This is a genomic window from Erwinia aphidicola (assembly GCF_014773485.1).
Classification (GTDB): Bacteria; Pseudomonadota; Gammaproteobacteria; order Enterobacterales; family Enterobacteriaceae; genus Erwinia; species Erwinia aphidicola.
The window spans coordinates 53,465-67,070 of the sequence record NZ_JACXBP010000004.1; the positions used below are offsets into that span (position 1 = coordinate 53,465).

At 56.7% G+C, this 13,606-nt stretch carries 13 protein-coding genes; 9 read left to right on the plus strand and 4 right to left on the minus strand.

Going from position 1 to position 13,606, the window contains the following annotated elements; translation table 11 throughout:
- Nucleotides 1-152: 152 nt before the first annotated feature.
- From arcB to dagF, 9 genes are all read left to right on the plus strand, one after another.
- The gene (gene arcB / locus ID864_RS10330; RefSeq protein WP_048914444.1) at nt 153-2,492 is read left to right on the plus strand and encodes an aerobic respiration two-component sensor histidine kinase ArcB; all 2,340 of its coding nucleotides are present in this window, start codon (nt 153-155) and stop codon (nt 2,490-2,492) included.
- A gap of 793 nt (nt 2,493-3,285) precedes the next feature.
- Nucleotides 3,286-4,011 carry a monofunctional biosynthetic peptidoglycan transglycosylase gene (gene mtgA, locus ID864_RS10335; protein WP_099753735.1) on the plus strand — a complete coding sequence of 242 codons (726 nt, stop codon included), beginning with the start codon at nt 3,286-3,288 and terminating at the stop codon, nt 4,009-4,011.
- A 106-nt stretch (nt 4,012-4,117) separates the two neighbouring features.
- Nucleotides 4,118-6,889, plus strand: a complete 2,772-nt coding sequence (locus ID864_RS10340) for a sigma-54-dependent transcriptional regulator (protein WP_191149804.1) — start codon at nt 4,118-4,120, stop codon at nt 6,887-6,889.
- 117 nt (nt 6,890-7,006) lie between these two features.
- Nucleotides 7,007-7,429, plus strand: a complete 423-nt coding sequence (locus ID864_RS10345) for a PTS sugar transporter subunit IIA (protein ID WP_230049532.1) — start codon at nt 7,007-7,009, stop codon at nt 7,427-7,429.
- A 22-nt stretch (nt 7,430-7,451) separates the two neighbouring features.
- Nucleotides 7,452-7,937 (plus strand): PTS system mannose/fructose/N-acetylgalactosamine-transporter subunit IIB, encoded by a 486-nt coding sequence (locus ID864_RS10350; RefSeq protein WP_187496952.1) that lies wholly within the window; start codon nt 7,452-7,454, stop codon nt 7,935-7,937.
- A gap of 24 nt (nt 7,938-7,961) precedes the next feature.
- The gene (locus ID864_RS10355) at nt 7,962-8,714 is read left to right on the plus strand and encodes a PTS mannose/fructose/sorbose/N-acetylgalactosamine transporter subunit IIC (RefSeq protein WP_191149806.1); all 753 of its coding nucleotides are present in this window, start codon (nt 7,962-7,964) and stop codon (nt 8,712-8,714) included.
- Nucleotides 8,711-9,568, plus strand: coding sequence for a PTS system mannose/fructose/sorbose family transporter subunit IID (locus ID864_RS10360; protein WP_187496950.1), 858 nt, complete (start codon nt 8,711-8,713; stop codon nt 9,566-9,568). Before ID864_RS10355 ends, ID864_RS10360 begins: the two co-directional genes overlap by 4 nt.
- Before the next feature lie 10 nt (nt 9,569-9,578).
- Nucleotides 9,579-10,688, plus strand: coding sequence for a D-glucosaminate-6-phosphate ammonia lyase (dgaE, locus tag ID864_RS10365; protein WP_191149807.1), 1,110 nt, complete (start codon nt 9,579-9,581; stop codon nt 10,686-10,688).
- Between the two features lies 1 nt (nt 10,689).
- A complete protein-coding gene (gene dagF / locus ID864_RS10370) occupies nt 10,690-11,436 on the plus strand; it encodes a 2-dehydro-3-deoxy-phosphogluconate aldolase (protein ID WP_191149808.1) in 747 nt (248 codons plus the stop codon).
- A 47-nt stretch (nt 11,437-11,483) separates the two neighbouring features.
- Here the strand turns inward: dagF and npr are convergent, their stop codons facing one another.
- The 4 genes from npr to hpf form a co-directional block, all read right to left on the minus strand.
- Entirely contained in the window at nt 11,484-11,756 is a 273-nt protein-coding gene (gene npr, locus ID864_RS10375) for a PTS phosphocarrier protein NPr (RefSeq protein ID WP_048914448.1), read from the minus strand.
- A complete protein-coding gene (gene rapZ / locus ID864_RS10380; RefSeq protein ID WP_048914449.1) occupies nt 11,753-12,607 on the minus strand; it encodes an RNase adapter RapZ in 855 nt (284 codons plus the stop codon). Before rapZ ends, npr begins: the two co-directional genes overlap by 4 nt.
- Nucleotides 12,608-12,648: 41 nt before the next feature.
- Entirely contained in the window at nt 12,649-13,131 is a 483-nt protein-coding gene (ptsN, locus tag ID864_RS10385) for a PTS IIA-like nitrogen regulatory protein PtsN (RefSeq protein WP_048914450.1), read from the minus strand.
- A gap of 176 nt (nt 13,132-13,307) precedes the next feature.
- Nucleotides 13,308-13,595 (minus strand): ribosome hibernation promoting factor, encoded by a 288-nt coding sequence (hpf, locus tag ID864_RS10390; RefSeq protein ID WP_062818062.1) that lies wholly within the window; start codon nt 13,593-13,595, stop codon nt 13,308-13,310.
- Nucleotides 13,596-13,606: the final 11 nt, after the last annotated feature.

A 13,606-nucleotide genomic window follows, 5' to 3' on the forward strand; every position in this document is an offset into this window, starting at 1 on the left:
CGGCGACGATAATCCCGCCATAAGCGGCCGCCGCCTGTGGGTGGTGCTGCACTATTACCGTGCAGCTGCTGGCAGTGTCCTGCGGTCAATCGTGCGTTGGTCTTTTGTCCAATTCCGGTATGATTGCGGCTATCAGGCGGAAGGGATCCTTTATGAAACAAATTCGTTTATTAGCGCAGTACTACGTTGATTTGATGGTGAAGCTGGGGCTGGTGCGCTTCTCGTTGCTGCTGGCCTCTGCGCTGGTGGTGCTGGCGATGATTGTGCAGATGGCCGTCACCATGGTGCTGCGCGGCCACGTCGAAAGCATTGATATGGTGCGATCGGTGTTTTTCGGCCTGCTGATCACCCCGTGGGCGGTCTATTTCCTCTCGGTAGTGGTAGAGCAGCTGGAGGAGTCGCGCCAGCGCCTGTCACGGCTGGTGGATAAGCTGGAGGAGATGCGTAATCGCGACCTTGAGCTGAACCAGCAGATGCAGGGCAATATCACCCAGCTAAATCAGGAGATTGCCGACCGTATCAAAGCCGAAGAGGCGCGCCTGCAGGTGATGACCCGGCTGAAAGAGGAGATGGCGCGGCGTGAAGAGGCGCAGATCGAGCTGGAACAGCAATCCTCCTTCCTTCGCTCGTTCCTTGATGCTTCCCCCGACCTGGTTTTCTACCGTAACAGCGACCAGCAGTTTTCCGGCTGTAACCGGGCGATGGAGCTGCTGACCGGCAAAAGTGAGAAGCAGTTAATCGGCCTGACACCCAAAGAGGTGTACGACGACGATGCCGCCACCAAAGTGCTGGAAACGGACGAAAAAGTGTTCCGCCACAACGTCTCACTGACCTACGAGCAGTGGTTACAGTATCCCGACGGGCGCAAGGCCTGTTTTGAGATCCGTAAAGTGCCTTATTACGACCGCGTGGGCAAGCGCAGTGGGCTGATGGGCTTCGGGCGCGATATAACCGAGCGTAAGCGCTATCAGGACGCGTTAGAGAACGCCAGTAGGGAAAAGACCACCTTTATCTCTACGATTAGCCACGAGCTGCGTACGCCGCTTAACGGCATTGTCGGTCTGAGCCGCATCCTGCTGGATACCGATCTCAATCAGGAACAGCTGAAATACCTCAAAACCATCCACGTTTCGGCGATCACTCTTGGCAATATTTTCAACGACGTGATTGAGATGGATAAAATCGAGCGGCGCAAAGTGCAGCTGGATAACCAGCCGATCGACTTCACCGGCTTCCTCGCCGATCTGGAAAACCTCTCCGGCCTGCTGGCGGAGCCGAAAGGGCTGAAGTTTGTACTGGCGCCCGACCTGCCGCTGCCGCACAAAATTATCGCCGACGGCACGCGCCTGCGTCAGATCCTGTGGAACCTGATCGGCAACGCGGTAAAGTTTACCCAGCAGGGCGAAATTGTGGTGCGCGTTGGCTACCTGGAGGATGACTGCCTGCGCTTTGAGGTTGAAGACTCCGGCATGGGCATTCCGCAGGACGAGCAGGATAAGATCTTCGCCATGTACTACCAGGTAAAGGATCAGCGCGGCGGCAAACCGGCGACCGGAACCGGCATCGGGCTGGCCGTTTCCCGCCGCCTGGCGCAGAGCATGGGCGGAGACATCAGCGTGCGCAGCGCCCCGGGCCAGGGCTCCTGCTTTACCCTGACGCTGAACGCCCCGCGTATCGCGGAACAGGTGGAGGATGAGCAGCCGGAAGACGACCTGCCGCTGCCTGCGCTGCATGTGCTGCTGGTAGAAGATATTGAGCTGAACGTTGTCGTCGCGCGCTCGGTGCTGGAGAAGCTCGGCAACAGCGTGGAAGTGGCGATGACCGGCCAGGCGGCGCTGGATATGTTCAACCCGGATGAATTTGACCTGGTGCTGTTGGATATCCAGCTGCCGGACATGACCGGGCTGGACGTGGCGCGTGCTATTCATCGGCGCCACGCGGGTGAGCAGCTGCCGCCGCTGGTGGCGCTGACCGCTAACGTGCTCAAGGACAAGCGTGAATACCTGGATGCCGGCATGGACGATGTGCTGAGCAAACCGCTGGCGGTGCCTGCGCTGACGGCGATGATCAAAAAATACTGGGATTATCAGGAAGTCGAGCTGCCAACCCTAACGGAGAGCAACATGGATGAGAAACAGCTGGCGCTGCTGGATGTGCCAATGCTTGAGCAATATATCGAACTGGTCGGGCCGAAGTTGATCCATCAGAGTCTGGAGATGTTTGAGCAGATGATGCCGGGTTATCTGGAGGTGCTGGATTCCAACATGATGGCGCGCGATCAGAAAGGGATTGCCGAAGAGGGCCACAAGATCAAAGGGGCTGCAGGATCGGTCGGTCTGACCCACTTACAACAGGTTGCCAAACAGATTCAAAGCCCGGAACTGCCAGCATGGTGGGATAACGTGCAGGAGTGGATTGATGAGCTGAAACAGGAGTGGCGCAATGATGTTGAAGTACTGCGTCAATGGGTTAGGGATGCTGAAAAAAAATGACCCCGACCGAGGCCGGGGTGCGCGAATACTGCGCCAACACCAGGGAAACTGGAAACCTGCGCTATTTTGATAGGAATCGTCGGGAGCGCAGATTTGGTATTGGGTGAACCACTAATAAGCTCAGGAACTACTTTAGCAAATCTCACATCACATGTTACCAGATTCATTAAAATGTGTGATGTGGAGCAGCCTTGGTAAATAGAAGACCTTAATTTTACTTCTCAGTCAAGTAACGAATGCAATTGATTGCGGATTTGTCTTATTTTTGACCATATGTGCTTTTTTTTTCGCCAGTCAGATTGACGCAAACTTTTTACCGCAGGGCCATTTTCACATAAGCTTATGCGGTAATGGAATTTGGCCAAATACGTGTTACTAACTCAATGTTTTATGGTTGTTTTTAGGTGTTTTTAAACAGCCTTTCCGAAACGTTTAGGTTTCTGCTAGCACAAATCCTGAGTGGGCCTTTCTGCATAAGTCAAAAGCTGACTCCGTTCAGCAGGGTATGCGATGGCGATGACCTCGCTCCGCGGGTGAAAAAACGGTCAAACCGGCATCATTTGCGAGTGATTTTCTTTTGTAGCAGATCGGTTTTCGAATACGACAGGGCGAAATTTATAAGCGCTGCGAACCAATCAGGTGGTAACGCTTTCATCCTGTGCCAGGTCCAGCGCATTACAGAGCGAAATCAGCTGGCGTGATGGAACCGATTCCAGTTACATCGCTTAACTAAAGGCATTCGAATATTTCGGGTGTATTTCCGTACTAATCACTTTTTAAAACAGGTTCTGGCATGAGTCGTCGTAATAACAGCGTCACCGCACGCATCAAATCGGGTTTGCTTCGCCTCGTTCTCGGCGTACTGGGTTTATGGCTTACCGGCATTATTGCCTTTGCTTTTCTTCCGGTGCCATTTTCTGCCGTGATGGTTGAGCGGCAGCTGGGTGCCTGGTTTAGCGGCAACTGGAGCTATGTTGCTCACTCGGACTGGGTAGGGATGGATGAAATATCACCGTGGATGGCACTGGCGGTGATCGCTTCCGAAGACCAGAAATTCCCGACCCACTGGGGCTTTGATGTTGCGGCGATCCAGTCGGTGCTGGACAGCGAAGGCGAGAAGGCCGGAATGCGTGGGGCATCGACCCTGTCCCAGCAGACGGCAAAAAATGTGTTCCTGTGGGACGGCCGCAGCTGGATACGTAAAGGGCTGGAGGCCGGGTTAACGGTGGGGATCGAAACCGTGTGGACCAAACGCCGCATTCTCACCGTTTACCTTAACGTGGCGGAAATGGGCAAAGGGGTATTTGGCGTGGAGGAGGCTTCACAACGCTATTTCCATAAGCCAGCCAGCCGCTTAAGCATGTCTGAAGCCGCGCTGCTGGCCGCGGTACTGCCTAATCCGATTCGCTTCCGCGCCGATGCGCCATCCGGCTATGTGCGCCAGCGCCAGCAGTGGATCCTGCGCCAGATGCGTCAATTGGGCGGTGAAGGTTTCCTGCGCCAGCATAAACTGGATTAGGAACATCCCTGTTTTTATGGGCAGCGGAGAGAGACCACATTTTTAGCGGAATTTTTGTGCTAGCGTGACCCTGTTGTAACATATTGTTAAACAGGGATAAATTATAATGAAACGCATTGATGTGGTCTGCAAGGAGTTGGAGCGTCTGACGCTGCAAGCGGGAAATCCACAGGCAACCGCACAAAAAATCGGCCTCAACCTGGGCCTGGCGCGTAACTCCGTTAGCAAAGAGCTTAACCAGCTGTGGGGTGAAGGCCGGGCAATCAAGATTAAATCCCGCCCGGTCTATTTTCTGCATCGTGCGTCACTGGAGGCCCAGGCCGGGCAGCCACTCCCCGCGGAATTCAGCGATCTCGATGCTCTGAATCAGCGCTTAAACCCGCATACCGTTGTCGTCAGCGATCCTTTTCAGGCCATGATTGGCCATCAGCGCAGCCTGCGCAGCGCCATTGAAAAAGCCAAAGCCGCCGTGCTCTATCCTGCCGGGCTGCATGTGCTGCTGACCGGGCCTTCAGGCGTGGGGAAAACCTGGTTTGCCGAGCTGATGCACCAGTTCGCCAGCCATCATCAGCCGGGCATTGCTCTGCCGTTCATCTACTTCAACTGTGCGGAGTATGCGCATAACCCGGAGCTGCTTTCATCCCACCTGTTTGGCCATCGCCAGGGAGCCTTCACCGGTGCGGGCAAAGATAAGGTCGGGCTGGTGGCGCAGGCTGACGGCGGCTATCTGCTGCTGGACGAGATCCATCGCCTGCCATATGAGGGGCAGGAAAAGCTGTTCTCCCTGCTGGACCGCAACGAATATCGGGCATTGGGTTCGAGTGGGGAGGCGCAGCGAGTCAACATTCGCCTGATCTGCACCACCACTGAAGCGGTGGATTCGGCACTTTTACGCACCTTTATGCGCCGTATTCAGGTCAGCATTACGCTCCCCGCCCTGCGTGAACGGTCACTGGAAGAGCAGATTGAACTGAGCAGCTTTTTTCTCCAGCGTGAAAGTGCCAAAACGGCACGTACGCTGCGGGTGGATAAGACGCTGATGCAGTGGCTGCTGGCGAAGCCGCTTGCCGGAAATGTCGGCCAACTGAAAAGTGATATTCAGTTTATCTGCGCCCAGGCCTGGGCGGCGGATATCGCACAGCCGCAAGGGGCACTGACGCTGGATAAACGCTTTGCCCTACCGGCCGTGGTACCTTCTGCGGCGCTGCGTCAGCGCATTGATGCGCTGTTTGCCGACCGCCCATGGCTGGAGATTGGTGCCCGGACCAGGGTCCCGTCATCTGCCGCGCTGCCCGATGCCCTCGAACAGGAAGAGAGCGATCATTTTTATCACTTCCTCACCCGCGAATATGTCAGCCTGCGCAACAGTAATGTTCCGGCGCTGGAAACGCTGGCAATTCTGAAAAACAAGCTGTGCTCAATATTTAAGTACGGCCTCTACAGCCGCGACAGCGCCACCATCGGCATTAACGCTCAGCTGGAGCAGCGGCTTTCGGCTCTCATCCAGCGCATTGAGCGGATCACCGGTTTCAGCCTGCCGGAGAACATGATTAATCATCTGCGTAAGCATATTCTGGTGCTGCTGGACTACGTGCAGCGTGGGATGATCCCGCAGTTATACTCCTCCAGCCTGATCCTCGACCACTGCCAGGATGAATACCCGCACGCGGTACAGCTGGCGCGCTTTATCGAAGAAGCCTTTGCCATCCAGTGCCCATCCACCGAGATCGTCTATCTCTGCCTGTTCCTCAAAGCCTGCCGTCAGTACCGCGAACAGCTGGCAACCAGCCCGGATCTCGGCGCGATCCTGATCGCCCACGGTGCAACGACGGCGACCAGCATGGCGCAGTATGCCAACCAGGTGCTGGAACAGGATCTGTTTAGCGCCATTGATATGCCGTTTGAGCAATCGGTGCACGACACGTTGGATCAACTGACGCAGCGTATCCGTCAGCGCGGCTATGGTCGCCTGATCCTGATGGTAGATATGGGATCGCTGGTGCATTTTGCCAGCACCGTCAGCCAGCTATTCAATATCGATGTGCTGCTGCTGCCGTGCATCAGCCTGAGCAGCCTGCTTGAAGTGGGGTTGGATCTGACCTACGACACGCGTGAGCTCACGCAGCTGCATCAGCTGATGGAGGACAAAGGTATTGACTGCCAGCTGTGTACCCCGGAGCAGGTGGCGGGCGGCCGGGTGCTGGTGGTTTCCTGCATTACCGGCATGGGCACGGCGGAGAAGATCCGCAAAGTCTTACAGGAGAGCTTCGGCGAACTGATGGGGCAGGATTCACGACTGCTGATGCTCGACTATGGCGAAGTGCGCAGCCTTGAGCGCCTGCGGCAGTCACTACAGCCCGGAGAGCGGCTGGTGGGCATTGTCGGCACCTTCCAGCCGGGGCTGCCGGATATTCCGTTTATCTCGCTGGAGGAGCTGTTTTCTGAGCAGGGGCCGGAGCTGATCCTCGGCCTGTTTGACCCGGATTTGCACCGCGCCGAGCGCCGTCAGGAGGTGGAGCGCTGCGCGCTGCGTTTTGTCAGCGCGCTGACGCTGGAGAGCATTATCAACCAGATTTCGCTGCTTAACCCGCGCCGCATCCTGCAGGAGATGGAGCAGATTTTACAGCAGCTGTGCCAGCAGCTGGATATCAGCCCGGGCCGCCAGGTGACACTTCGTTTCCTGATCCACTGCTGTTGTATGGTTGAGCGTATCGTGATTAGCCGCAAACCGTTACAGATGACGCTGGAAAGCGCCAGCGGGCAGGAGAAAGCGGCGATAAATGTCATCAAAAGCCAGTTTGCCGTGATTGAAGCGGCATATTCTATTCAGCTATCCGATGCTGAATACCACTATATCTATCAATTGCTGTACAGCTGAGACCAACAATGGCGGGCCTCAGCGCCCGCTATGACCCTTCATCCAGCCCGCGTGACACATTCTCTGGCACAGCCGTTGCAATAGTGACCTCACCACAATACTGAGCGGATGAATCACGTGACGGAAAACAAAACGGCTTTGCCTGAAATACTCATTTTGACCCACGGTGGCTGGGGCGCGGAGCTGTGTAACAGCCTGCGCATGGTCGTCGGTGACATTGCCGGGGTGCATACCCTGGCCCTGATGCCGGTGGATACCTTCAGCGACTTCTACCAGTCGGTGCAGCAGGTGGTGGCGAAGATGCCGGTCGGTTCGCTGATCCTGACTGATTTTATCGGCGGCACCACCTCAAATGTCGCCGCCCGTGTCAGCCTCGACCATCCTATCGCGGTGGTCTGCGGGCTGAACGCCACGCTGCTGCTGCAGGCGCTGGACCTGCGCGAGCAGGGCACCCTCACCACGCAGGTTGCCGGGCTGGTTGAAGCCGGGCGCGAAAGCTGCCGCGACGTGGCGGCTCATATTCAACGACAACAACCTTAACCATCACCCAGGGAGCATTCTCATGGCCACAATTACTTTATGCCGAATCGACAGCCGCCTGATCCACGGACAGGTGGTGACTAAATGGGTTGGACAGTCGCAGTCCAACCGTATTGCGGTGGTCAGCGACGAGCTGGAAGCCGACCCGTTTATGAAAAATATCTATCTGATGGCCGCACCGCCGAGTGTCAAAGTGGACTGCTACAGCAACAGCAGCTTTGCCGCAGCCTGGCAGGAAAACCAGCTGGGTGAGGGCAACGTGCTGGTGCTGTTCCCGTCGCTGGCAGCGGTACTGGAAGCGGTACAGCAGGGCTTCTCGGTCGCGGCTATCCAGGTTGGCGGTCTCGGCGGTGGGCCGAAGCGCAAAGCGGTGTTCCAGAACATTACGCTGGATGATGCTGACGTGGCGATCCTCGGCGATCTGCAGGCAAAAGGGATCAAGGTCCTGTTCCAGACCATTCCGGAAGATAAGCCGCAGTCGCTGGACGATATCCTGAAAAAATACTAAGCCTCTCACTGTAAGGAGCACGCTATGGATACGTTATGGATCGCTGTCTGTATGGGGTTGTACTACTGGTTTGCCCGCCTGCGGCTCGGCTACTCCTTCTCGGGAATGCTGGTGCAGCCGATTGTGATTGCGGTGTTTGTTGGTCTGATCCTCGGCAATATGCAGACGGCGATGATTATTGGCGCCGGGATGCAGCTGGTGTATCTCGGCGTCACCTCGACGCCCGGCGGTAATGTGCCGTCTGACCCTGCACTGGCTGCCTGTATCTCGATCCCGATAGCGGTACAGGCCGGTATGGAGCCGAATCTCGCCATCGCGCTGGCGATTCCGTTCGGCGTGATCGGGGTGTTCCTCGACCAGCTGCGCCGCACGCTGAATGCCGCCTGGGTCCACATGGCGGACGCCCACGCAGAGGAGGCAAATATCGGCGGCATTATGCGCTGTGCCTTCCTCTGGCCCGCGCTACTCGGGCTGGTTATCCGCTTCCCGGTGGTGTTTGCGGCCAACTATTTTGGCCAGAACGTGGTGGAAAAATTTCTCGCGCTGATGCCGCACTGGCTGACGCATTCGTTTGAAATTATGGGCGGCATCCTGCCCGCGCTCGGCTTCGCCATCACCATAATGATGATTGGTAAAAAGAGCCTGCTGCCGTGGTTTATTGGCGGATTCTTCGCGGTGCTGTACCTGAAGGTCGATATCATGGCGATGGCGATTTTCGGCACCTGCGTCGCGTTCCTGATTAAAGGCCTGGGAAAAACAGAAGGGGCTTCCTCATGAGCAATACCGCTATTCCACAAGAGCTGCTGGATCGCGCTCGCGCAAGCAAAACGCTGACGCGCCGAGACATCACCAAAGCCTGGTTTATCTACTGGCTGGGTGCGGAGGTTTCAAACTCTTATGAACGCTTACAGAGCCTGATTTTTTGCGCCTCCATGACGCCGATCATCAAGAAACTCTATCCTGAAAAAGAGGAGCGGGCTGAGGCGTTGAAACGCCATCTGAATTTCTTCAACAGCGAGCAGACCTTCGGCGCGGTGATCCAGGGCGTGGCGATCGCGATGGAAGAGCAGAAAACCCGAGGCGAAGCGATCTCCGATGCCTCAATCACCGGGATCAAGACCGGGTTGATGGGGCCGCTAGCGGGGATCGGCGACTCGGTGATCTGGGCCGCAGTGATGCCGCTGCTGATCGCGATCTTTATCCCGTTTGCCGCCAACGGCAGCGCGTTCGGCGGCATTATGCCACTGATGCTGTATACCGCCATCACCCTGGCGGTGAGCTATGGGCTGGCACATAAAGGCTATACGCTGGGGCGCGAGTCGATCATCGGGCTGTTGCAGGGGGGCAGGATCAAAGAGCTGATCTACGGTGCCAACGTGCTGGGATTGATCATGATGGGGGCGCTGTCCGCCAGCTACGTGAAGATCACCACGCCGTTTAAGATCGTCGCTCTTGAAGGATCGGAAGTGGTATTTCAGCAGATCCTCGATTCGATCGCCCCGGGCCTGCTGCCACTGGCGGCGGTATTTTCCATCTATTTCTACCTGGTGAAAAAAGGGCCGCGTTACACCACTATTCTGCTGTCGGTGGTGGTGATTAGCCTGCTCGGCTCACTAACCGGTTTGTTATAAGGAGCGCCTCATGACAGGGAATATCTATCAAAGTCTGGGCCTGAAAAGGGTGATTAACGCCTGCGGAAAAATGACCATCCTCGGCGTTTCCAGCGTGCCCGCCAGCGTAATGGCGGCGGTGGCGCAGGCCGCAGGCAGCTTTGTTGAAATTGATGCGCTGGTGGATCGCGTGGGCGAGCGGGTGTCTGAGTTTACCGGCGGGCAGGACAGCTACGTGACCTCCTGCGCCACGGCGGGCATTGCCATTGCCGTCGCGGCGGCGGTCAGCCGCGGCGAGCCGGATCGCGTGGCGCAGCTGCCGGACAGCAGCGGCATGGCGAATGAGGTTGTGATGCTGCGCGGGCATAACGTTGATTATGGCGCCTCGATAATGAGCGCCATCCGCCTGGGGGGCGGGCGCATTGTTGAAGTGGGGCACAGTAATCTGGCCTACCTGTGGCAGCTGGAAAAAGCCGTTACGCCACAGACCGCCGCGCTGCTGTATGTGAAGTCGCACCATGCGGTACAGAAAGGGATGCTGACGCTGGAGACCTTCGTTGAGGTGGCGCGCAGCCACCGGCTGCCGCTGATTGTCGATGCGGCGGCGGAAGAGGACCTGCGGCGCTACGTAGCGGCCGGGGCTGATATGGTGATCTACAGCGGGGCGAAGGCGTTTAACGCGCCCACCTCGGGTTTTATTACCGGGGGTAAGCAGGGGATCGGCTGGTGTAAGGCGCAGCATAACGGCATTGCGCGGGCGATGAAGATTGGTAAGGAAAATATGGTCGGTCTGGTGAAGGCGCTGGAGCTGTATCACCAGGATCAGAATCATGCATCGGCGGATGCGCTGCTGCCGGCAGTGGCGGCAATCAACGCGCTGACGGGCTTTGCCGCCGATATTGAACAGGATGAGGCCGGGCGTGCTATCTGGCGCATTCGTATCACCGTGGATGCCGTGCTGCTGGGGCTGAATGCACGCGAAGTGGTCGAACTGCTGCGCCATGGCGACATCGCGATTTACCCACGCTGCTATGCGCTGCATCTGGGCGTTTTCAGCCTCGATCCCCGCACGCTGGCGCAGGGCGAGCTGAGTCTTATCGTCGATCGGCTGGCAGAGATCGCTAAACAACAGGGAGAGTGAAATGCAACATATTAATTTTTATCGCGGACGCGTGGCGATTAACGTTCTGGCCTGCGATCTGGTAAACGCACGCGAGGTGTATGACGCGTCTGAAGGCCATGCGGTGATTGGCGTGCTGTCATCGCAGTTTGCGGATGTCGGGCAGGGCGTGCAGGAAGTGGAGCTATGGACCAGCTTCATTCCGGCGATCTCTGTCGGGCTGGGGGCGGGCGACCCGACGCAGTATGCCAAAGCTGCGCTGATTGCTGCCGCGACGCGCAGCGCGCACGTCAACCAGACGTTTACCGGGGCGGGGTTCGCTGCCGGGGCGCTGGCGCTGGCGGGCAACGCACATACCTGCATTAATGCGCTGGTCAGCCCGAGCGGGCAGCCGGGCAGGGTGATTATATCAACCGGAGAACGCAGCGGGCAGCAGCAGCCGGTACTGGCGGATTGCGATAGCGCAGTCTGCATGATGCTTGATATGGGGGCGCACGCGGCGAAGTTTTTCCCAATGGGCGGTGAGAAATCGCTGGCGGAGTTAAAAGCACTGGCGGAAAGCGCGGTGCGCCAGGGGATGACGATGATCGAACCGACCGGCGGCATCGATCTGGCAAACTTCAGCGTGATACTGGAAACCTGCCTGCGCGCGGGCGTGCCGAAAGTCATGCCGCACATCTACAGTTCGATTATTGATAAGCAGAGCGGCAGAACGCGCCCGGAAGATGTGGCAAATCTGATGCAGCAGGTGAAAGCGCTGCTGTCGTAATGCCTGCCAGCTAAATAACAAGGCCGGTGAATACCGGCCTGAGAGGCTTAGTCTTCGTCGAACCCGGCGTTAAACAGGTCAATCACCGCCGCCAGCGCTTCCTCTTCCTGCAGGCCGCTGGCCTCCACTTCAATATGCCCACCCTTGGCGGAGTCGAGCATCAGCAGGGCAATCACGCTGCTGGCTTCTGCTTCCGTGCCGCTTTCATTGCGCAGCAGCACTTCTGCATCAAAACTCTGTACCAGCTCAAACAGCTTCATCGCCGGGCGGGCGTGCATGCCCAGCTTGTTTTTAATTTCAACGGTTTGCTTCACGGTCATGATTTGCGTTTTTCCAGCGTGCGATGACGGGACTGTACGTTTTTCCCGCGCGAGCGGAAATAATCTGCCAGCTGTTCGGCTATGTACACCGAGCGGTGTTTACCGCCGGTACAGCCAATCGCCACGGTCAGATAGCTGCGGTTATTGGTTTCCAGCATCGGTAACCACAGCTCAAGGTAGCTGCGCGTCTGGTAGATAAAATTGTGAACTTCGGTGTGGCGGTCAAGGAAGGCAGCAACCGGGCGGTCGAGGCCGGTCATAGGGCGCAGCTTCGGGTCCCAGTGCGGATTAGGCAGGAAGCGCACGTCAAACACGTAATCAGCATCAATCGGGATGCCGTGCTTGAAACCAAAGGACTCAAACACCATCGTCAGCTCGCGCTCGCGCTTGCCCAGCAGTCGGGTACGCAGCATTTCGGCCAGCTCGTGCACTGACATTTCCGAGGTGTCGATAATCAGGTCGGCGCGCGAACGCAGCGGCTCCAGCAGATCGCTCTCTTCATCGATCGCGCTTTCCAGCGACAGATTCTTGCTGGAGAGCGGATGCAGACGACGGGTATCGCTGTAACGGCGGATCAGCGTGTTGCGGTCGGCATCCAGGAACAGCAGCTGCGGCGAAAAACAGTCCGGCAGGCTGTTCAGTGCAGTTTCAAACACTTCCGGGGATTCCGGCATGTTACGCACGTCAATGCTCACCGCGGCGGACATGTTACGCTCAGAAAGTGAGCGAGCCAGGTCTGGCAGCAGTACCACGGGTAAGTTATCCACGCAGTAAAAGCCCATATCTTCCAGCGCCCGCAGGGCGACTGATTTACCTGAGCCAGAACGTCCGCTGACGATCATCAGCACCATTAACTCTTCTCCCCGTTTGTCTCAACGCGATACAACTGCGTTTAGCTCTCTTCGTGATCTTCCGTGATGATCTCATACAGATCTTCATCGGTCTGAGCGGCACGTAAACGGCGCAGCACCGTTTTATCGGCCAGGCGTTTGGCCACCAGCGACAGCGTGTGCAGATGCGTCTTGCACTGATCTGCCGGAACCAGCAGGGCAAACAGCAGGTCCACCGGCTGATTATCAATGGCGTCAAACGCGATAGGCTGGTCAAGGCGGATAAACACGCCAACGGCGCGCAGCGTATCTTCTTCCAGCTTACCGTGCGGGATGGCAATGCCGTTGCCAATGCCGGTACTGCCCATACGCTCACGCGTCAGGATAGCTTCGAAAATTGTCTGGTGCGGCAGATTTAACTGCTTCGCTGCCAGCTCGCTGATAATTTCCAGCGCCCGTTTTTTGCTCTGACAGTGCACGCCATTACGGGTACATGCAACGCTCAATACGGAGCCCAGTTCCAGTTTCAGATCATTGTTCATCATAGTTTCACTTAGGTATTCACTTGCACAGGGCGATAGCTCGAACCCGACATTCGGATCGCGAGATTAACATGCCGTATTGATTAACGGCTCGTCTTCCCGAAGGAACACGAGCCGAAAACGCTCCCGGCTTAACTGATATTGGGTTCGCCGAAAAAACAATCAATGTACAGTGAAGTTTAGTGTTGTTTTAGCTTATCTTTATGTTTATTTAACTGGCGGGCGAGCTTATCAACCAGCCCGTCAATCGCCGCGTACATATCTTTATCTTCCGAGGTGGCGTGCAGCTCCCCACCGTTCACATGCAGCGTGGCATCTGCAATCTGTGTCACTTTCTCCACCTTTAACACGATATAGACCTGATTGATGCGGTCAAAGTAGTGTTCCAGTTTGGCAAACTTTTCAGTTAAAAAATCACGCAGTGGCTGGGTGATTTCAACGTGTTGTCCAGTGATATTGAGCTGCATAGTGTCTTCCT

What these genes read in the sequence shown, in the direction of transcription:
- ID864_RS10360 (WP_187496950.1), top strand. Translation starts at nt 8,711, where the DNA reads ATGAGCAATACCGCTATTCCACAAGAGCTGCTGGATCGCGCTCGCGCA.
- ptsN (WP_048914450.1), bottom strand. Translation starts at nt 13,131, where the DNA reads ATGATGAACAATGATCTGAAACTGGAACTGGGCTCCGTATTGAGCGTT.
- ID864_RS10340 (WP_191149804.1), top strand. Translation starts at nt 4,118, where the DNA reads ATGAAACGCATTGATGTGGTCTGCAAGGAGTTGGAGCGTCTGACGCTG.
- dagF (WP_191149808.1), top strand. Translation starts at nt 10,690, where the DNA reads ATGCAACATATTAATTTTTATCGCGGACGCGTGGCGATTAACGTTCTG.
- arcB (WP_048914444.1), top strand. Translation starts at nt 153, where the DNA reads ATGAAACAAATTCGTTTATTAGCGCAGTACTACGTTGATTTGATGGTG.
- npr (WP_048914448.1), bottom strand. Translation starts at nt 11,756, where the DNA reads ATGACCGTGAAGCAAACCGTTGAAATTAAAAACAAGCTGGGCATGCAC.
- dgaE (WP_191149807.1), top strand. Translation starts at nt 9,579, where the DNA reads ATGACAGGGAATATCTATCAAAGTCTGGGCCTGAAAAGGGTGATTAAC.
- hpf (WP_062818062.1), bottom strand. Translation starts at nt 13,595, where the DNA reads ATGCAGCTCAATATCACTGGACAACACGTTGAAATCACCCAGCCACTG.
- ID864_RS10350 (WP_187496952.1), top strand. Translation starts at nt 7,452, where the DNA reads ATGGCCACAATTACTTTATGCCGAATCGACAGCCGCCTGATCCACGGA.
- ID864_RS10355 (WP_191149806.1), top strand. Translation starts at nt 7,962, where the DNA reads ATGGATACGTTATGGATCGCTGTCTGTATGGGGTTGTACTACTGGTTT.
- rapZ (WP_048914449.1), bottom strand. Translation starts at nt 12,607, where the DNA reads ATGGTGCTGATGATCGTCAGCGGACGTTCTGGCTCAGGTAAATCAGTC.
- mtgA (WP_099753735.1), top strand. Translation starts at nt 3,286, where the DNA reads ATGAGTCGTCGTAATAACAGCGTCACCGCACGCATCAAATCGGGTTTG.